Source organism: Fictibacillus halophilus, from assembly GCF_042680145.1.
Lineage (GTDB): Bacteria > Bacillota > Bacilli > Bacillales > Fictibacillaceae > Fictibacillus > Fictibacillus halophilus_A.
In genome coordinates this window covers 2,997,997-3,017,094 of sequence record NZ_JBHTNQ010000001.1, presented here as the reverse complement: position 1 = coordinate 3,017,094, position 19,098 = coordinate 2,997,997, and the positions used below count along the sequence as shown (strand labels likewise).

The 19,098-nt window shown below is 43.5% G+C and carries 23 protein-coding genes; 19 read left to right on the top strand and 4 right to left on the bottom strand.

Annotated features, from left to right (window positions below; all coding sequences use genetic code 11):
* Nucleotides 1-39: 39 nt before the first annotated feature.
* The gene (locus ACFQ4X_RS15235; RefSeq protein ID WP_379836529.1) at nt 40-447 is read right to left on the bottom strand and encodes a DUF3889 domain-containing protein; all 408 of its coding nucleotides are present in this window, start codon (nt 445-447) and stop codon (nt 40-42) included.
* 289 nt (nt 448-736) lie between these two features.
* Here ACFQ4X_RS15235 and ACFQ4X_RS15230 point away from each other — a divergent pair, with 289 nt between their 5' ends.
* The 10 genes from ACFQ4X_RS15230 to ACFQ4X_RS15185 all read left to right on the top strand — a co-directional run bounded on the left by ACFQ4X_RS15230 (nt 737) and on the right by ACFQ4X_RS15185 (nt 7,906).
* The gene (locus ACFQ4X_RS15230; protein ID WP_066293897.1) at nt 737-961 is read left to right on the top strand and encodes an AtpZ/AtpI family protein; all 225 of its coding nucleotides are present in this window, start codon (nt 737-739) and stop codon (nt 959-961) included.
* Nucleotides 958-1,344: an ATP synthase subunit I gene (locus ACFQ4X_RS15225; protein WP_379836527.1), complete on the top strand. Its 387-nt coding sequence runs from the start codon at nt 958-960 to the stop codon at nt 1,342-1,344. The genes ACFQ4X_RS15230 and ACFQ4X_RS15225 overlap by 4 nt, the downstream gene beginning before the upstream one ends.
* A gap of 6 nt (nt 1,345-1,350) precedes the next feature.
* Nucleotides 1,351-2,061: a F0F1 ATP synthase subunit A gene (gene atpB / locus ACFQ4X_RS15220; protein WP_130293107.1), complete on the top strand. Its 711-nt coding sequence runs from the start codon at nt 1,351-1,353 to the stop codon at nt 2,059-2,061.
* Nucleotides 2,062-2,144: 83 nt separating this feature from the next.
* Entirely contained in the window at nt 2,145-2,360 is a 216-nt protein-coding gene (gene atpE, locus ACFQ4X_RS15215) for a F0F1 ATP synthase subunit C (RefSeq protein ID WP_130293109.1), read from the top strand.
* A gap of 109 nt (nt 2,361-2,469) precedes the next feature.
* Nucleotides 2,470-2,985, top strand: coding sequence for a F0F1 ATP synthase subunit B (gene atpF / locus ACFQ4X_RS15210; protein ID WP_245801966.1), 516 nt, complete (start codon nt 2,470-2,472; stop codon nt 2,983-2,985).
* The gene (locus tag ACFQ4X_RS15205; protein ID WP_379836525.1) at nt 2,982-3,533 is read left to right on the top strand and encodes a F0F1 ATP synthase subunit delta; all 552 of its coding nucleotides are present in this window, start codon (nt 2,982-2,984) and stop codon (nt 3,531-3,533) included. The genes atpF and ACFQ4X_RS15205 overlap by 4 nt, the downstream gene beginning before the upstream one ends.
* 19 nt (nt 3,534-3,552) lie before the next feature.
* Nucleotides 3,553-5,052, top strand: coding sequence for a F0F1 ATP synthase subunit alpha (atpA, locus tag ACFQ4X_RS15200; protein ID WP_066293888.1), 1,500 nt, complete (start codon nt 3,553-3,555; stop codon nt 5,050-5,052).
* A gap of 125 nt (nt 5,053-5,177) precedes the next feature.
* Nucleotides 5,178-6,029: an ATP synthase F1 subunit gamma gene (atpG, locus tag ACFQ4X_RS15195; RefSeq protein ID WP_379836522.1), complete on the top strand. Its 852-nt coding sequence runs from the start codon at nt 5,178-5,180 to the stop codon at nt 6,027-6,029.
* Between the two features lie 58 nt (nt 6,030-6,087).
* Nucleotides 6,088-7,476 carry a F0F1 ATP synthase subunit beta gene (atpD, locus tag ACFQ4X_RS15190; RefSeq protein WP_379836520.1) on the top strand — a complete coding sequence of 463 codons (1,389 nt, stop codon included), beginning with the start codon at nt 6,088-6,090 and terminating at the stop codon, nt 7,474-7,476.
* A gap of 22 nt (nt 7,477-7,498) precedes the next feature.
* The gene (locus ACFQ4X_RS15185; RefSeq protein WP_379836518.1) at nt 7,499-7,906 is read left to right on the top strand and encodes a F0F1 ATP synthase subunit epsilon; all 408 of its coding nucleotides are present in this window, start codon (nt 7,499-7,501) and stop codon (nt 7,904-7,906) included.
* Between the two features lie 337 nt (nt 7,907-8,243).
* On the opposite strand, the gene ACFQ4X_RS15180 is transcribed toward ACFQ4X_RS15185, so the two are convergent.
* Complete coding sequence (locus ACFQ4X_RS15180) at nt 8,244-8,423, bottom strand: hypothetical protein (protein WP_379836516.1); 180 nt, start codon at nt 8,421-8,423, stop codon at nt 8,244-8,246.
* A 171-nt stretch (nt 8,424-8,594) separates the two neighbouring features.
* Between ACFQ4X_RS15180 and ACFQ4X_RS15175 the strand changes: the two genes are divergently transcribed.
* The 4 genes from ACFQ4X_RS15175 (at nt 8,595) to ACFQ4X_RS15160 (ending at nt 13,615) form a co-directional block, all read left to right on the top strand.
* Nucleotides 8,595-9,140: a glycerol-3-phosphate responsive antiterminator gene (locus tag ACFQ4X_RS15175; protein WP_379837186.1), complete on the top strand. Its 546-nt coding sequence runs from the start codon at nt 8,595-8,597 to the stop codon at nt 9,138-9,140.
* A gap of 215 nt (nt 9,141-9,355) precedes the next feature.
* Entirely contained in the window at nt 9,356-10,183 is an 828-nt protein-coding gene (locus ACFQ4X_RS15170; RefSeq protein ID WP_379836514.1) for an MIP/aquaporin family protein, read from the top strand.
* A 33-nt stretch (nt 10,184-10,216) separates the two neighbouring features.
* Nucleotides 10,217-11,719 (top strand): glycerol kinase GlpK, encoded by a 1,503-nt coding sequence (glpK, locus tag ACFQ4X_RS15165; RefSeq protein WP_379836512.1) that lies wholly within the window; start codon nt 10,217-10,219, stop codon nt 11,717-11,719.
* Nucleotides 11,720-11,950: 231 nt separating this feature from the next.
* Nucleotides 11,951-13,615 (top strand): glycerol-3-phosphate dehydrogenase/oxidase, encoded by a 1,665-nt coding sequence (locus ACFQ4X_RS15160; RefSeq protein ID WP_379836510.1) that lies wholly within the window; start codon nt 11,951-11,953, stop codon nt 13,613-13,615.
* 319 nt (nt 13,616-13,934) lie between these two features.
* Here the strand turns inward: ACFQ4X_RS15160 and ACFQ4X_RS15155 are convergent, their stop codons facing one another.
* Complete coding sequence (locus ACFQ4X_RS15155) at nt 13,935-14,321, bottom strand: DUF1722 domain-containing protein (RefSeq protein ID WP_379836508.1); 387 nt, start codon at nt 14,319-14,321, stop codon at nt 13,935-13,937.
* Nucleotides 14,322-14,354: 33 nt separating this feature from the next.
* Entirely contained in the window at nt 14,355-14,552 is a 198-nt protein-coding gene (locus tag ACFQ4X_RS15150; protein WP_130293132.1) for a hypothetical protein, read from the bottom strand.
* A 227-nt stretch (nt 14,553-14,779) separates the two neighbouring features.
* Between ACFQ4X_RS15150 and ACFQ4X_RS15145 the strand changes: the two genes are divergently transcribed.
* The 5 genes from ACFQ4X_RS15145 to nuoH are packed head-to-tail and all read left to right on the top strand — an operon-like array spanning nt 14,780 to nt 19,024.
* A complete protein-coding gene (locus ACFQ4X_RS15145) occupies nt 14,780-15,154 on the top strand; it encodes an NADH-quinone oxidoreductase subunit A (protein WP_066293866.1) in 375 nt (124 codons plus the stop codon).
* On the top strand, nt 15,145-15,660 hold the full coding sequence (locus ACFQ4X_RS15140) for a NuoB/complex I 20 kDa subunit family protein (protein ID WP_066293864.1): 516 nt from the start codon (nt 15,145-15,147) through the stop codon (nt 15,658-15,660). Before ACFQ4X_RS15145 ends, ACFQ4X_RS15140 begins: the two co-directional genes overlap by 10 nt.
* Entirely contained in the window at nt 15,657-16,919 is a 1,263-nt protein-coding gene (locus ACFQ4X_RS15135) for an NADH-quinone oxidoreductase subunit C (protein ID WP_379836505.1), read from the top strand. The genes ACFQ4X_RS15140 and ACFQ4X_RS15135 overlap by 4 nt, the downstream gene beginning before the upstream one ends.
* A gap of 3 nt (nt 16,920-16,922) precedes the next feature.
* Nucleotides 16,923-18,023, top strand: coding sequence for an NADH-quinone oxidoreductase subunit D (locus ACFQ4X_RS15130; RefSeq protein ID WP_379836503.1), 1,101 nt, complete (start codon nt 16,923-16,925; stop codon nt 18,021-18,023).
* Complete coding sequence (gene nuoH, locus ACFQ4X_RS15125) at nt 18,023-19,024, top strand: NADH-quinone oxidoreductase subunit NuoH (RefSeq protein ID WP_379836501.1); 1,002 nt, start codon at nt 18,023-18,025, stop codon at nt 19,022-19,024. Before ACFQ4X_RS15130 ends, nuoH begins: the two co-directional genes overlap by 1 nt.
* Nucleotides 19,025-19,098 lie beyond the last annotated feature (74 nt).

Here is a 19,098-nt window from a genome sequence, read left to right as displayed (position 1 = left end):
AGAAGGCTGACAAACGTCAGCCCTCCTTTGCCGTAGTATTTAACTCATTTCCTCAAACTTCATATCCATCAGCTTGTTATCATCATGCATGACGCCGACTTTTACCAAACGCTTCGTATTATCCTGATAAACCGTAAAGTCGAAGTAGTCGGTGATGGTCCCATCTGGGGCTACTCTGCGGGTATCATATTGATAATCGCTGACACGGCTGTTCGGATACTTCTTTTTTGTTTCTTCCAAGGCCATTTTACCCCATTTTGCATAATCAACTTGGGTCATGTTCGTTGGCGTCTGATCGTTATACTGAACATTCAATGGTTTGTCTCGATCCTGCTCGACATTATTTCTCATATCGCGTGACTCTTCTACCGGTTTTTTGTCGTTGTTCATGCAACCTGCCGCAAGAACACCAATAATGACTATCAAAATTAATACTTTTTGTTTCATTTTGACCAAGCTCCTTCCATATATTTAATGTAAGTATTTATCAAATGGGTGGAATTATTCGGATTCTTGGAAAATGAAGGGAAAGATAGTACACAATGTTAACTATAAACCTTTGAAACAAGCCACAAAATTTCCACAATTTATTTAATAAACCGTCCCGGAAGTCGTTGACATAGAAATGTCACTATTGTATTCTTACAAAGGGAATATGGTAAGGTTTACATTCTTGTCTTTTCAAGGGTTTTTTAAGAAAAAATTACCTGTTTCCAGAAGGAAGGAGTCCACATCTATGAGCAATGGGAAACGCCCTTATAAAGCAATGGCTTTAATGTCTGGCATTCTCTCTCAGCTTGTTGGCTGCATTTTGATCGGACTTTTTGGAGGCAAATGGCTTGATGCGTACATCGGCAATGAATTTCCAATCTTCCTCATCATCGGGTTGTTTCTTGGTCTTGGAGCAGGTGTTTACGGGATGATCCGCTTAATATCGAAGTTTTCAGGGGACGGGCAATGATGAATGAGTACAAATCGGTGTTTTTTAAATACATAAAGTACACATTGTATCTGCTCTCGCTTCTATTCGTCGGTTATGCTGTTACTCCTTATAAAACAATCTTTTTAGGACTGGCTCTAGGTACTGTGTTCAGTCTCTATAATCTTTGGAGCATGTATTCGAAGATTGAAAGAATGGGACAAGCAGTGATCCAGCAAAAAAGGGTAAAAACACTCGGTTCTCTTTCCAGACTCCTCTTTGCAGGGTTAGCGGTGCTCATCGCAATGAAATACCCGGAACATTTTCATTTATTAAGTGTGGTAGTGGGATTGATGGCAGTCTACATTATCATGTTAATAGATTCACTAACTCAAAGCTTTAGCACTCCAAAGGAAAAGAGGTGAACATAGGTGGAACATGGTGCAGTTACTAAAGATTTTCTCGGTTTGACGTTTAATATGTCGAACGTACTGATGATCACAGTTTCATCCGTTATTGTTTTCCTAATTGCGGTACTCGCTACTCGAGCCTTGTCAATGCGACCAGGAGGAATGCAAAACTTCCTTGAATGGGTAGTCGATTTCGTAAAAGGAATCATAGGCAGCACAATGGACTGGCATACTGGCGGACGTTTTCTTGCTTTAGGACTTACGCTTATCATGTATATTTTCGTGGCCAACATGCTGGGATTACCTTTTGCAGTAGTAGTCGACCATAATTTATGGTGGAAATCACCTACTGCAGACCCGACCATTACATTGACACTAGCGGTTATGGTAGTGGCGCTTTCACACTATTACGGTGTGAGAATGAAGGGGTTCAAAGAATATGGAGCTGAATTCTTCAAGCCAATGAAGTTCTTGTTCCCGTTGAAGATTATTGAAGAGTTTGCAAACACTCTTACGCTTGGTCTTCGTCTTTACGGAAACATTTTTGCTGGTGAGATGCTCCTCGCTTTATTAGCAGGACTTGGTACAAGCGGTATTTTCCAAGGAGTATTCGCATTGTTGCCGATGATGGTATGGCAAGGGTTCTCGATCTTTGTCGGTGCGATCCAGGCGTTTATCTTCACAATGCTGACAATGGTTTACTTGGCACATAAAGTAAGCCACGATCACTAATTATCGGGAAAAATCAAGCTTCTATACATAGGAGCCAATTTTCATAAAAATTTTAAGGGAATTCAGAAGGGAGAAATTTTATCATGAATCTTATTGCAGCTGCAATCGCGGTAGGTCTAGCGGCACTTGGTGCTGGTATTGGTAACGGTTTAATCGTAGGACGTACAGTTGAGGGGATCGCTCGTCAACCAGAACTACGTGGTACTCTTCAAACAACAATGTTCATCGGGGTTGCGTTAGTTGAAGCACTTCCAATCATCGGTGTAGTTATCGCGTTCATCGCTCTTGGCGCTGAGTAATCATAACAACCATTGTTTATTACGATTTTTATAATGGCGAAGCAAGTTTCCGAATAGGGACTACCCTTCGCCATTCCTTATGTATGATCGATTGAAGGGAGGAAATGCTGTGCAATCCTTAATTCTAGGTGCTGCTACAGGTGGAATTAACACTGGAGATATCCTTTTCCAGTTAGTATCATTTATCATCCTATTAGTATTGCTGCGCAAATACGCATGGGGCCCATTAATGGGAATCATGAAAGAGCGCCAATCACATATCAACAGCGAAATTGATGCGGCTGAACAATCCCGTCAAGAAGCTAAGACTTATCTTGAAACTCAAGTTGAAGAGTTAAAGAAAGCGCGCGAAGAAGCGAAAGCTATTATCGACAATGCGAAAAAGCAAGGCGAAGCTCAAGGTGAAGCGATTATTAAAGCATCCCGTGACGAAGCTGAGCGCGTGAAAGAAGCTGCATTGGCTGAGATCGCTTCTGAAAAAGAAAAAGCAGTTGCTACACTTCGTCAAGAAGTTGCTGCTCTATCCGTTAAGATCGCTTCTAAAGTTATTGCAAAAGAACTTGACGAAAGCTCTCAGGAGAAGCTCATTAACGAATACCTTCAAGAGGTAGGCGAGTCTCGATGAGCAAAGATCAAGCAATCGTAGCAAAACGTTATGCATTGGCACTATTTGAAGTAGTTGGTGTTACGAAACTTGAAGAAACAGTTTCAGAATTGCGTCTTGTAAAAAACGTTCTGGAGATCAACAAAGATCTTCAAAAAGTTTTAGCACATCCAAAAGTATCTAAAGATCAGAAGAAAGAATTGATCAAAGAGAGTGTTGGAGCTGACCTTTCTCTTGCTGTAATGAACACAGTTTACTTAATGGTAGACCGCAATCGTTACACGTATATCACAGAAATGGCTGCGCAGTTCATTGAATTAGCAAATGAGGCACAAGGCATTGCTGATGCAAATGTATTTTCTGTTCGTCCTTTATCAGACGCAGAAATACAGAAGCTGGAGCAGACGTTTGCTGCCCGAGTCGGCAAAAAAGCGTTGCGCATTAATAATATTGTAGATCCTTCACTTGTTGGAGGAATTAAGATCCGCATTGGCAACCGTATTTTTGACGGAAGCATCAGCGGAAAGTTGAATCGAATGGAACGTCAATTAGCTTCTAACGGAAGCTGAGAGGATAGGGGTGAAATTCATGAGCATTAAAGCTGAAGAAATCAGTGCTTTAATAAAAAAGCAGATTGAAAACTATCAATCTGAGATAGAAGTAAATGATGTGGGTACAGTTATCCAGGTCGGTGACGGTATTGCCCGTGCCCATGGATTAGATAACGTAATGGCTGGTGAGCTAGTTGAATTTTCTAACGGTGTAATGGGTATGGCCCAAAACCTTGAGGAAAACAACGTAGGTATCATCATTCTTGGGCCATACCAAGAAATTCGTGAAGGTGACGAAGTAAAACGTACAGGACGCATCATGGAAGTTCCTGTAGGTGAAGAGCTTCTTGGTCGTGTAGTTAACCCTCTTGGACAGCCTATTGACGGCAAAGGTCCAGTTGCTACTACTAAGACTCGCCCAATCGAGCAAAAAGCACCAGGTGTAATGGCTCGTAAATCAGTACATGAGCCGCTTCAAACGGGTATTAAAGCGATTGACGCACTTGTGCCAATCGGACGCGGACAGCGTGAGCTTATCATCGGTGACCGTCAAACAGGTAAAACAGCTGTAGCGATCGATACGATCCTTAACCAAAAAGATCAAGATATGATCTGTATCTATGTAGCGATCGGACAAAAAGAATCAACAGTTGCGGGCGTTGTAGAAACACTTCGTTCACACGGAGCGCTTGATTACACAATCGTTGTATCAGCATCTGCTTCTCAGCCTGCACCAATGTTGTTCCTTGCTCCTTACTCTGGAGTATCTATGGCTGAAGAGTTCATGTGGGCTGGCAAGCACGTATTGATCATCTATGATGATCTTTCTAAGCAAGCTGCTGCATACCGTGAACTTTCCTTGCTGCTTCGCCGTCCTCCAGGCCGTGAAGCTTATCCAGGGGACGTTTTCTACCTTCACTCACGCCTTTTAGAGCGTGCAGCGAAGTTGAACGACGAGTTGGGTGGCGGTTCAATCACAGCGCTTCCGTTCATCGAAACGCAAGCATCTGATGTATCTGCATACATCCCGACAAACGTTATCTCTATCACAGACGGACAGATTTTCTTACAATCTGACTTGTTCTTCTCCGGTGTTCGTCCGGCGATCAACGCAGGTATCTCCGTATCTCGTGTAGGGGGAGCAGCACAAATTAAAGCGATGAGTAAAGTATCCGGTACACTTCGTCTGGATCTTGCTTCATACCGTGAGCTTGAAGCATTTGCTCAGTTCGGTTCTGACCTTGATAAAGCAACTCAAGCAAAACTTAACCGTGGTGCACGTACTGTAGAAGTACTTAAGCAAGGACTTCACAAGCCGCTAAAAGTTGAGCACCAAGTTGCCATCCTATATGCATTGACTCGCGGATACATTGATGATGTAGCTGTTGAAGATGTAAGCCGCTTTGAAGAAGCGCTTTACGCACACATGGAAGCTAACTCTAAAGACGTTCTTGATGCAATCAAGACATCTGGAAAACTTCCTGGCGACGACAGCCTAGACGAAGCGATCAAAGCATTCAAGAAGACTTTTGCGTAAATTTTTATAGATAAAAATTAAGTACGGTTCTAAGACAGTAAAAAGCTTAGAACCGTGCAACCAGCTTACTATGTTTAAAATGAGGATTACCGATTTTTAAACTACCAATAAAGGTGGTGAATTGAATGGCATTAAGAGATATCAAAGCACGTATTGATTCTACGAAAAAGACAATGCAGATCACGAAAGCAATGGAAATGGTTTCAGCTGCAAAGCTAAATCGTGCTGAGCAAAATGCAAAATCTTTCGGCCCTTACGTGGATAAAATCCAAGAAGTGGTTGGAAGCATTGCATCTGGCAGCAACGCTAAACATTCCATGCTTTTAACACGTCCAGTGAAGAAGACAGGTTACTTCGTCGTTACAGCTGACCGTGGATTAGCAGGAGCTTATAACTCAAATATTTTGCGTCACGTTTACCGTACGATTCAACAGCGTCACAAGTCACCTGATGAGTACGCATTGATCGTCATCGGTAAAGTCGGTGTAAACTTTTTCAAAAGCCGTAAGATGTCTATATTGGACAGCATCACAGGTGTGGCAGACCAGCCATCCTTTGCTGAAATTAAGGCAATCGCATCGAAGGCAGTCAGCCTTTATGCGGACGGTACATTTGATGAGCTTTACATGTATTACAACCATTTTGTAAGTGCCATTCAGAGCGATCTTACGGAGAAGAAGCTTCTTCCGTTAACTGATATCGCTGCAACAAAATCAAAATCTTCTTATGAGTACGAACCTTCAGAGGATGAGATCCTTGAAGTGCTTCTGCCTCAATATGCAGAGAGCTTGATTTATGGTGCTTTACTTGATGCGAAAGCAGCCGAGCATGCTTCTCGTATGACTGCAATGAGAAATGCAACCGATAACGCTAATGAACTGATCGGCCAATTGACACTTTCTTATAACCGTGAGCGTCAAGCAGCTATCACTCAGGAAATTACGGAAATCGTCGGCGGTGTAGCAGCACTTGAATAGACTTTTCTAAAAAGTGATTCAAATGCATCATGTGCAAAGTAAGATAGGAGGGAAACCGATGAATAAAGGCTATATTACTCAAATTCTAGGGCCGGTCGTTGACGTTAAGTTTGAAGGCCAGCTTCCAGAATTGCTTAACGCTTTAACTGTTAGCACTGAGGGTGTTGATTTAACACTAGAAGTAGCACTTCACCTTGGTGATAACATGGTTCGTACAATCGCAATGGATTCAACGGATGGTCTTGTTCGTGGGATGGAAATCGCTGACTCAGGTAAGCCGATTTCAGTACCAGTAGGTGAAGCAACACTTGGACGTGTATTTAACGTAACAGGTGATCACATTGACCTTGGTGAGGCAGTACCGGCAGATGTTCGCCGTGATCCAATTCACCGTTCAGCGCCTTCTTTTGAAGAATTAACAACAAAAACTGAGATTCTTGAGACAGGAATCAAGGTAGTTGACCTTATCGCTCCATACGTAAAAGGTGGAAAAATCGGTCTTTTCGGTGGTGCGGGTGTAGGTAAAACAGTTCTTATCCAGGAGTTAATCAACAACATCGCACAAGAGCACGGTGGTATCTCCGTATTCGCAGGTGTTGGTGAGCGTACTCGTGAAGGTAATGACCTTTACCACGAGATGAGCGACTCTGGTGTTATCAAGAAAACGGCAATGGTATTCGGACAAATGAACGAGCCGCCTGGAGCACGTGCACGTATCGCTCTTTCTGGTTTGACAATGGCTGAATTCTTCCGTGATGAACAAGGACAAGACGTTCTTTTCTTCGTAGATAACATCTTCCGTTTCACGCAAGCAGGTTCTGAAGTATCTGCCCTTCTTGGCCGTATGCCATCAGCGGTAGGTTACCAGCCAACTCTTGCAACTGAAATGGGTCAATTGCAAGAGCGTATCACATCTACGAAAAAAGGTTCTGTAACATCTATCCAAGCGATCTATGTACCTGCCGATGACTATACGGATCCGGCTCCAGCTACAGCGTTTGCTCACTTAGATGCAACAACAAACCTTGAGCGTAAACTAACAGCTATGGGTATCTATCCAGCGGTAGATCCTTTGGCATCAACTTCTCGTGCACTTTCTCCTGAGATCGTTGGAGAAGAGCATTACGAAGTAGCACGTAAAGTACAGGCGACTTTACAGCGTTACAAAGAACTTCAAGATATCATCGCGATCCTTGGTATGGACGAGCTTTCTGAAGATGACAAGCTAGTTGTACACCGTGCGCGTCGTATCCAGTTCTTCTTATCTCAAAACTTCCACGTTGCAGAACAATTTACAGGACAAAAAGGTTCATACGTTCCTGTTAAAGAAACAGTTCGTGGATTCAAAGAAATCCTTGAAGGAAAATACGATGATCTTCCGGAATCAGCGTTCCATCTCGTAGGCTCTATTGAGGATGCTATTGAAAAAGCAAAAACTTTGGCCTAATGCCTGAAAGGGGTAAGATTGGATGAAAACCATTCAAGTCAGCGTAGTAACCCCTGATGGTCCTGTGTTTGAAGGAAATGCGAAAATGGTCAGCGCGAAAGCAAAAAGCGGGGAGCTTGGAGTTCTTCCAGGCCATATCCCTCTTGTAGCTCCTTTAACGATCAGCGCCGTGCGTGTTCACGACGTTGATGGGAAAACACAATACGTGGCCGTTAGCGGTGGATTTATTGAAGTGCGACCTGAAAAAGTCACAATTTTAGCAGAAGCTGCTGAAGTTGCTGGCGACATCGAAGTGGATCGCGCACGTGCAGCAAAAGAACGTGCCGAGAAGCGTCTTGCAGGCAACAAGCAAGATACGATCGATGCAACTCGTGCGGAATTTGCACTTAAACGTGCAATCAACCGTATCGACATTGCAGCAAAACGTTAATTTTCAAAGCCTTTCAGCTCTTTATGAGCTGGGAGGCTTTTTTTGTTGTTCTTTAATGTGGGGTGAGGGTATACGAAGGGATGGAATTTGTCGAGGATTGTAGACTCGTCAATATATTACTAATTTTGGTGAAAATAAGGGTGATCTTTTTCAAAATAACACCCTAATTCGTCAATATATAGCGCTTATTCTTCAAATTATTTGGTCGGCTAGGGTTAAACACCCCGTAAGGTATCTATTAAAAATGGAAAAATCCCTTCTGAATTCAGAAGGGACTCACATCACGATCATTTCTTGAGGGAGGTTGAAATGAAAACGACTAGTTTGAGAAAAAAATTTACGATCTGCCGAAAATAGGAAGCAAATTAGTTCCTAACCTAAAGCATGTCTGATATTCGTTTTCATCAACAACTATTAAAGTTTCTTTTCTCAGAACCTTCTCTGTCACTTCGTCTCCAAAAGGTTCTGGAAAACATCCATAAGGAGCGATTTGATTCTTTATTTGTTTCTTTATCATCTAAAATCATCTCCTTAAAGAAAAGTACTGCTTTTGTAGTAGCCATAACACATTAAATGCTCGTCCCTGGCAGTTGGTATGTGTTATTATCACAGAATATAAAAAAGGGCTCAGCAACCCAATAAATTTGCTGCTTTTTGAAAATGATAAGAAGTAAGAGGAGTGTGCATGATGAGCTTTCACGGTCAAAAGGTTTTACCTGCTGCCAGGAAAATGAAAGATTTTGAGAAGTTGCTTAAAAGCAAATATACATACATCGTTTGTTTAGATACGCATATCAGCCAGCTGAAATTTATGATTTCCATGGCAAACGAGCGAAATAAAAAAGTCCTTGTTCATCTTGATCTGATCAATGGCCTGAAAGCAAACGAATACGCCGTGGATTTTCTAGCTCAGGAAATGAAGCCGGCTGGCATTATATCGACACGCTCAAACTGCATCATTCGGGCAAAAAAGAAGAACATGATCGCTGTACAACGCTTATTTTTATTAGATTCACTAGCGCTAGAAACAAGTTATAAAGTAATCGAACGTGCTCAACCTGATTATTTAGAGGTTTTACCGGGCATCATGCCGGAAATAATTAAAGAAGTGAGACAGCAAGCTCAAATACCAATAATTGCTGGCGGTCTTATTCGTACAAAGGAAAATGTCATACAAGCCCTTGAGGCAGGTGCAGAAGCAGTAACGACCTCTAATCCAGATTTGTGGATCTAATATTTTTCCTGAATAACGTTTGACAACGTTTACATCCTTGCTATAATAGAGACAAGTTCATAAACGTGACGGAGAACATGGAGATCCACAAGGGGTAACTTATAGCAAAACTATAGGTATCTTTTGCTGGGTCTCTTTTTGTTTGCTTCCTTCACGGTACCAAAAGCTATTATACAAAAATCATCTTGTCAGTTTAGCATAAAGGAGGAAAAATGATGTCTACATTTATGGGAGAATTAATCGGTACTATGATCCTAATTATTTTTGGAGGGGGCGTTGTTGCAAACGTTTCCTTAAATAAATCCAAGGCACAAGGCGGTGGTTGGATTGTTGTTGCATTAGCCTGGGGACTTGCCGTATCAGTAGCGGTTTACGCCGTCGGAGGTTTCAGCGGTGCACATATCAATCCGGCTGTTACGCTTGGACTTGCTGCAATCGGTGAATTTGCGTGGAGCGATGTGCCGATGTACATTGTCGCTCAGGTAATCGGAGGAATGCTTGGTGGAATCGTTGTATACTTCCACTTCCTGCCGCACTGGAAAGCAACTGATGATAAAGCGGTAAAGCTAGGAGTATTCTCAACTGACCCGGCAATCCCGCACACGTTTTCGAACTTGCTCTCAGAATTTATCGGAACAGCTGTTTTGCTGGTAGGATTATTATCGATTGGAGCGAATAAATTTTCAGAGGGACTTAATCCGCTGATCGTCGGATTCCTGATTGTCGCAATCGGTTTATCACTTGGTGGTACTACTGGTTACGCGATCAACCCTGCACGTGACCTCGGACCAAGAATCGCACACGCGATCTTACCGATTCCAGGAAAGGGCGGTTCAAACTGGACGTATTCATGGATTCCTGTTGTAGGTCCAGTACTTGGAGGAATATTCGGAGCATTATTCTATCAAGCTGTTTTCACTGGTAAAGTTACTTCGTTATTTTGGATCTGGACAGCCGTATGTGCAGGAGTTTTGGCAATAACGTTCATGTTAGGACAAAAAGGCACACACGCAATACCGCACGGAGATAAAATCGAAAACTAAAAAATAAATTAGATACTCGGGAGGGTTTTTGAAATGGCAAAAAAATATATTATCGCACTCGACCAGGGAACAACAAGTTCAAGAGCTATTCTATTCGATCAAGCTGGAGAAATAGTTGAAATCTCTCAAAAGGAATTCAAACAGCATTTTCCTAAGCCGGGCTGGGTGGAGCATGATGCACAGGAAATCTGGGGAACGATTTTAGCGGTTGTTGCAGAAGTCCTTCATAAAACAGATACAGATCCTGCTGAGATTGCGGCGATCGGAATCACGAATCAGCGTGAAACAACGGTTGTATGGGACAAGAACACAGGAAAACCCGTTCATAATGCGATTGTTTGGCAATCACGCCAGACAGCTGAAATTTGTGATGAACTGAAGAAACAAGAGCTTAATGACAAGTTCCGCGACAAAACTGGACTTTTAATCGACGCCTATTTTTCTGGAACAAAAGTAAAGTGGATACTTGATAACGTTGACGGAGCAAGAGAAAAAGCGGAAAACGGTGATCTGCTTTTCGGAACGATCGATACATGGCTCGTTTGGAAGCTGACTGGCGGTAAGTCTCACGTAACTGATTATTCAAATGCATCACGAACACTCATGTATAATATTTATGATTTAAAATGGGACGACGAATTGCTCGACATTTTAGGTGTTCCAAAATCAATGCTGCCAGAAGTGAAATCTTCTTCTGAAGTATATGGAGAAACGATTGATTATCATTTCTTCGGTCAAAACATTCCGATTGCAGGAATCGCCGGTGACCAGCAGGCTGCTCTTTTCGGACAAGCATGCTATGAAAAAGGAATGGCGAAAAACACGTACGGTACTGGATGCTTCATGCTCATGAACACTGGCGAAAAAGCAGTTCCGTCAGAACATGGACTGCTTACAACAATCGCTTGGGGCATAGACGGAAAAGTAGAATACGCCTTAGAAGGAAGTATTTTTGTGGCAGGTTCTGCGATTCAATGGCTGCGTGATGGATTGCGCATGCTGAAAGATGCAGCAGACAGTGAAAAATATGCTGATCGCGTCTCCTCAACAGACGGTGTGTATGTGGTGCCAGCTTTCGTGGGTCTTGGCACACCTTACTGGGATTCTGAAGCGCGAGGGGCTATCTTCGGCTTAACGCGCGGTACAGAGAAAGAGCACTTTATTCGTGCAACGCTTGAATCACTCGCATATCAGACGAGAGACGTACTCACTGCGATGGAAGCAGACTCTGGGATCGAGCTGAAAAAGCTGCGTGTTGATGGCGGAGCGGTTAAGAATAATTTCTTGATGCAATTCCAAAGTGATATTCTAAATGTTCCTGTTGAACGTCCAAAGATTAATGAGACGACGGCACTTGGAGCGGCGTATCTTGCAGGCCTTGCAGTAGGTTTCTGGAGTGACCGCCAAGAAATCGCAGAAAAGTGGAAAGTGGACAAAGATTTCGACGTAAACATGAAAGAAGAAGAACGCAACGAACTTTATGGTGGCTGGAAAAAAGCTGTTGAAGCAACGATTGCTTATAAACCGAAAGCATAACCCTTTAAAAAAGTTAAAACATAAGCTATACTAAAAACAAGTTGATATTGAACCGGTTGGAGATCAGGAGAGACCACAAAACCTCGTAAACAGTTGCGGGGTTCTTGTGGTCTTTTTTTGCGTAATGAAAACGCACTAAACGTAAAATCTGCGTGTTGCAGCGCAAATTTACGGGAAAACTACCCATAGCCTTACGTGTCCGGCGGTTCTAACAGAAGGAGTGAGAGGAAAATGACAGCAACATTTTCAACCTATAATAGAGAAGCAATCATTGAAAATATGAAAAAACAAAAGCTGGATCTGCTCGTAATCGGCGGCGGTGTTACAGGAGCTGGTATTCTGCTCGATGCCCAGACACGCGGAATGAAAGTCGGGCTCGTCGAGATGCAGGATTTTGCAGCCGGAACATCCAGCCGTTCAACGAAACTCGTTCACGGCGGATTGCGCTATCTAAAGCAGTTCGAAGTGAAACTAGTTGCCGAAGTCGGGAAAGAGCGCGCGATCGTTTACGAGAACGCACCGCATGTAACAACACCAGAATGGATGCTTCTGCCGATCTATAAAAATGGAACTTTCGGTAAATTCTCCACTTCGATCGGTTTAAAAGTGTATGACTTTTTAGCAGGCGTAAAAAAACAAGAACGCAGAAAAATGCTCTCGGCCTCAGACACATTGAAACACGAACCACTTTTGAAAAAGAGCGGACTTCAAGGCGGCGGTTACTATGTGGAATACAAAACGGATGACGCCCGTCTGACTCTTGAAATAATGAAGGAAGCCGTTGCCCGTGGTGCATCAGCTGTTAACTATTTGAAAGTAACAAGTTTTATCTATAACGGAAAAAAAGCAGTCGGCGTAAATGTAGAAGATCAGCTGACTGGCGAAGTTCATGAGATTTATGCGAAGAAAATCGTGAACGCAACTGGTCCTTGGGTAGATGAGCTCCGCGAAGAAGACCGTTCGAAAACAGGTAAAGAGATTCACCATACAAAAGGAATCCACCTCGTTATCGACCAGTCGAAGTTCCCGCTCAAACAGGCTGTTTATTACGACACAGAAGACGGTCGAATGGTGTTCGCGATCCCGAGAGCTGGCAAAACGTATGTGGGAACGACAGATACGGATTATAAAGGAGACCTCGCAAACCCTGGCATGACTGAGGAAGATCTGAATTACGTCCTAAACACCATTTCCTTTATGTTCCCAGAAGTGAAGATCACACGTGATGATGTTGAGTCCTCATGGTCAGGACTGCGTCCGTTGATTCACGAGCCGAAAAAAGGGCCATCTGAAATTTCGAGAAAAGATGAAGTCTTCCACTCACCGTCTGGTCTATTGACGATTGCAGGCGGAAAGCTTACCGGTTACCGCAAAATGGCTGAAAAAGTAGTGGATATCGTTCGCGACCAACTGGCAGACGAAGAGGATGCGAAGTTCCGAGACTGCAGTACGCAGCATCTGGAACTGTCAGGCGGTAAAATGGGCGGAAGCGAAAACTTTGGAGACTTTTTACGTACGAAAGTGCAAGAAGGCTTAGCGTTAGGACTGGATGATGCCAAAGCAAGAGAGCTTGTTCAGCGTTACGGAACTAATATTGATGTTGTTTATGGATTTATGAAAGAGCGCGGTGAAGAAGCGAAGAGCTACAACTTGCCGAAGAGCCTTTACGCATCACTTCTCTATGCGCTGGAATACGAGATGGCTTCGACTCCATCTGACTTCTTGATCCGGAGAATTTCCGCTCTATATTTTGACATCGATACGGTGTACAAATGGAAGGAAAACGTCATCAGCTGCATGGCGGATAAATTGGGCTGGGATGAAGAACAAAAGCGTGATTACGCAGCAGAATTTGAAGAACAGCTGAGATTGTCGGTTGAACCGGTTAATGAATAAAATGAGAGCTATCCCGTTTTGGTTTTGGTACGGGGTAGCTTTTTTGTTTGTAGGTGTCGTCGTTTAGGTAGCGGGAGGGTACATGGCGGGGCAAAATCTGTCGCGGGGTGTCGACTTGTGGTATTTTCAAATTACCATGCGATTATTTCAATTAACGTGGGAAAAAGTCAATTTAATGTGGGATAATCCGATTTAACGTGAGATAACTTGTCCAGATACCTCCTAAGGTATAGAACATGAACAGTTTCGGCCACCGAAACTTCTCCATTTTTAAACCAAATTAAAAGGATGCGACCCAAAACGCCGGGCTGCATCCTCACTATTTTATAAAAGTAGATTGTTTTAAGTAGTCAGACGGGTATTTTTGCAGCAGATAATGCAAGTACAGCTGAAATTCATAAGGAATCTCATCAAAATGTTCATCCTCAACTCGCTTCAACTCATCCAGCAGTGAAAAAAACTGCTTTTTATCGTCTTCTTCAGCCTCTTTTTTTAAATAACCCCAGACATGTTCCAATGTATTTATGAGTGCTTTTTTATCGTAAGGTTTTTGTTTATAATCGGCGATTAAACGTTGAATTTCATAATAATCTTCTGCAGATTGTGCTTCTCTCATTTTACCCTGAATATCTTTATAGAAGTTATACCCCTTGGCCATCACAGAATACTTTTCACTAGCCCAAAGCAGTTCGGTCTCTTTTTTCAAGTAGAGATCACTTCCTCTTTTTTAGGCATTTTATTAAATATAAACGTACAGAGCAAGCGCCACTAATGAAACAAGAATCAATACAGCGTAAATGGCTGTTAAACGAACGAGGTTCTGTTTTGTGGAACTTCCGTATTTTTCATCCTGCGTTCTGGAGATCATGATTGTTCCTACTAAACCTGCTATTGAAATTACAACAATTAAAAAATAAGCAATCCACCAAAAGTCCATATCCTATCAACCTCCCCTTTACACTACTATCATACTCCTAACTTCCTGATAATCACATGTAAAAATTTACAGGATTATGAACATTTCTATAGAAAAATAAGGATAGAACATTAATTTAGTACATGTTTCTAGACAAAAAGGCATCATCGACACAAAAATTGGAATTTGTTATAATTAAAGCGGTTACACAATTTGAAAAATTCTGAGTTTTTATGGGGGTAGTCAGAATGGATTTTTACAATTTATATCAGAACAATTACCTCATCGTGGCTGTATTTCTTTTTTTAGGGATCCTTTTGCCGGTTGTCGCTTTGACAGCGGGTCGTCTGCTGCGTCCTTATAAGCCGTCGGCAGAAAAATACACCACTTACGAAAGCGGGATCGAACCTTTTCACCAAAGCTGGGTTCAATACAATGTCCGCTATTATTTGTTTGCGCTTATGTTCGTTATTTTTGATGTTGAAACGGTGTTTTTATATCCATGGGCAGTGGCTTATGAAGAGCTAGGTGTTTTTGCCCTGATTGAAATGGGAATTTTCGTTGTTCTTTTAACGTTAGGTCTCGTATACGCTTGGAAAAAGAAGGTGCTTAAATGGACATAAAATGGGAGCTTACGGCTGAAGAACGTTCAGAACTGGAACGCAACGTCTTTATGGTAACACTCGAACAAGTAAAAGCTTGGGCGAGAAGCAACTCGCTCTGGCCGCTCACATTCGGACTCGCATGCTGTGCGATCGAAATGATGGGAACGGGTTCCTCGCATTATGACTTAGACCGCTTCGGAAGCATTTTCCGAACATCACCAAGGCAGTCAGATGTCATGATCGTTTCAGGAACGGTTACAAAAAAAATGGCACCTGTTTTAAAAAGATTGTATGAGCAAATGCCTGAACCAAAGTGGGTCATTGCAATGGGTTCTTGTGCAACTGCAGGCGGTCCATATATCAAATCATATGCCGTTGTAAAAGGAGTCGATCAAATCGTCCCTGTTGACGTGTACATACCAGGCTGCCCGCCGAATCCAGCAGCGCTTATTTACGGCATCAACAAGCTTCAGGAAAAAATCCGTTATGAAGCGAAGACCGGCAAGAAGGTGATGAGCGAATGACAAAAGAACATGATGAATCCAATGAAGGTTTATCCATAGAAGATCAGAAGAAAAAAGCAGCTGCAGAAGCGAAGGCGAAAGCACTAGAGCTAGCGAAGCAGCGTCAGGCAGAAAAGGTAAAAGCGGCGGAAGCATCAGAGCCAGCGGCAGAACCTGAATTAACAAAAGAAGAGCTAAAAAAGAAGGCTGCTGCAGAAGCAAAGGCAAAGGCTCTTGAGCTAGCGAAGCAGCGCCAGGCTGAAAAGGCGAAAGCGGAGGAAGCGTCAGAACGAGCTGCAGAACCAGAATTAACAAAAGAAGAGCTGAAAAAGAAGGCTGCTGCTGAAGCGAAAGCGAAAGCGCTTGAACTTGCGAAACAGCGTCAGGCTGAAAAGGCAAAAGCAGTGGAAGCAACAGAACCCGCAGCAGAACCAGAATTAACAAAAGAAGAGCTGAAAAAGAAAGCAGCTGCTGAAGCGAAGGCAAAGGCGCTTGAGCTCGCGAAACAACGTCAGGCTGAAAAAGCCCAAGCTACCACTGAATCAACTGAGCCAGCGGGGGATGACGAAAAAGCAAAAGCTGCAGCAAAAGCAAAGGCCGCTGCCGCTGCGAAAGCGAAAGCAGCCGCTGCCGCGAAAGCTAAAGCAGCAAGAGAAGCGGGCGGAGATGTTCCAGCCAGTGACGATGAAAAAGCGAAAGCAATCGCCGCCGCTAAAGCAAAGGCTGCAGCCGCTGCAAAAGCGCGTGCCGCAGCAAACGCAAAAGGTGCTGCAGCTGAACCAGCAGAAGAAGAGAAACCATCTCCAAACCAGCCGATCCTCGATACCTACATAAAAGTCATCAAAGAGCACTTAGGAGAAGATGTTTTAGAAGATGCTTATATTAACAGACTCTCAAAAGACGTGCCGACATTAGTCGCGAAACCAGATACCTATTACAAAGTCGCTGAGTTTTTAAAACACAACGATCAGCTTCGTTTTGACTATCTGTCTGAAATGCATGGGACAGATTTTGAAACGCATTTTGAAGTATATAACCATTTATATTCGTATGTAAATAGCCAGTCCGTTGCATTAAAAGTAAAAATAGACAGAAATAGTGCCGTTACCCACTCTATTACCCCGTTATGGGCAGGAGCAAACTGGCCTGAGCGTGAAACATATGATCTCTTAGGAATCCAATTTGAAGGTCATCCGAATTTAACACGCATCATGCTACCGGATGACTGGGTAGGTCATCCGCTCAGAAAAGATTACGAACCGCATGACGTGGAGGTGTAGAGAATGATCAGAACAGAAGAGATGCTCCTCAACGTTGGACCTCAGCATCCGAGTACACACGGCGTTTTCCGGATCGTACTAAAAATTGACGGTGAAACGATTATTGAAGCGACACCTGTAATCGGTTATCTGCACCGCGGGACTGAAAAACTCGCTGAAAATTTACAATATACGCAGATCATCCCGTACACAGACCGTATGGATTATTTGGCTGCGATGACGAACAACTACGTGATCTGCCACGCCGTGGAAACGATGATGAGTCTCGAGATTCCGGAACGTGCGGAATACTTGCGCGTTATTGTGATGGAGCTTGGACGAATCGCGAGTCACCTCGTTTGGTTCGGTACATATTTACTCGATATTGGTGCGATGAGCCCGTTTTTATACGCGTTCCGTGAAAGAGAAGCAATCATCAACATGCTGAACGAAATTTGCGGCGCGCGCCTCACGTTCAACTACATGCGTGTCGGCGGCGTGAAGTGGGATGCGCCAGATGGATGGATTGAAAAGGTTCGTGATTTTGTTCCTTATATGAGAGAAGAGCTTGCGGGCTATCACGATCTCGTGACAGGAAATGAAATCTTCTTGAACCGTGTAAAAGGAATCGGCTATTACTCGAAGGAAGAAGCGCTCAATTACTCATTGAGCGGTGCTAACTTAAGATGTACCGGCACGAGCTGGGATCTCAGAAAAGATGAGCCGTACTCAATCTATGACCGCTTTGATTTTGATGTGCCGGTCTTTCATACAGGCGATGCATGGGCGCGCTATCAGTGCCGCATGCAGGAAATCGAGGAATCATTAAAAATTTTAGAACAAGCTGTAGAGCAGTTTCCTGAAGAAGGACCTGTAATGGCAAAAGTGCCAAGAATCATCAAGCCCCCAAAAGGTGAGGCGTTTGTCAGAATCGAGTCCCCGCGTGGCGAGATCGGCTGCTACATCGCATCAGAAGGAAAGAAAGAGCCTTATCGCTTAAAGTTCCGCAGACCGTCTTTTTATAACCTGCAGATCTTGCCTAAGCTTTTAGTTGGCGAAAACATTTCCAACTTGATTACGATTTTAGGTGGAATCGACATTGTGCTCGGGGAGGTTGATGGCTGATGATGGAGGATCTTTTATACGCACAGCCTGGCTGGATGCATGTAGCCATCTTCTTCGCACTTGGGGCAGCCTTGCTCGTTACGGTACTCGGCTTCGTAACATACGCGATCTTAGCTGAGCGTAAAGTACTCGGTTTCATGCAGATGCGTACAGGACCGAACCGCGTTGGAGGAAGATTCGGTCTCCTGCAAACCGTCGCTGATGTATTTAAACTTTTAATAAAAGAAGATACCATTCCAAAGCTTGCTGACCGTCCGCTATTTATTCTAGCTCCGGTCATAGCGTTTGCTCCAGCATTCATGGTGCTTGCGACGATTCCGTTCTCAGAAAACATGCAGTTCGCAGACCTTGGTGTCGGCCTGCTCTATTATGTAGCTATCTCAGGGATTTCGACGATCGGCATCCTGATGGGCGGCTGGGCTTCTAACAATAAATACTCGCTTTTAGGCGGAATGCGTGCTGCGGCACAGATGATATCTTATGAGATTCCGCTCGTCATTTCCGTGATCGGCGTTATCCTTTTTGCGGGTAGCCTGAACTTGAACGACATTGTAAGAGGACAAGAAAATATCGCATACATCTTTTTAACACCGATCGGGTTTTTCGTCTTTTTGATCTCCTCGATCGCCGAGCTGAACCGTACGCCGTTCGACTTGCCAGAAGCAGAATCAGAGCTTGTTGCCGGTTATCATGTTGAATACTCCGGTTTCCGCTGGGCGTTCTTCATGCTGACAGAGTACGTGTACCTGTTCGCGATGGCGTCGCTGACAACGGTCTTGTTCCTCGGCGGATGGATGCCAATACCGTTCTTAGGGTTCATTCCAGGCATGCTGTGGTTCGGACTGAAGTTCAGCCTTGTTGTATTTTTCATGATCTGGATTCGCGGAACACTTCCTCGTCTGCGTGCTGATCAGCTGATGGGCTTTGCATGGAAAGTACTTCTACCGCTCGCACTTCTAAATATCTTTGTCAGTGCAGCAGTGAAAGAACTATTTTTATAAAAGGTGTTTTCTTAAACTTTGTTGTTTTTGGAAGATGTTGATTTCCGTTCCAGGTTGCTCGCTTTCCGCGGGGC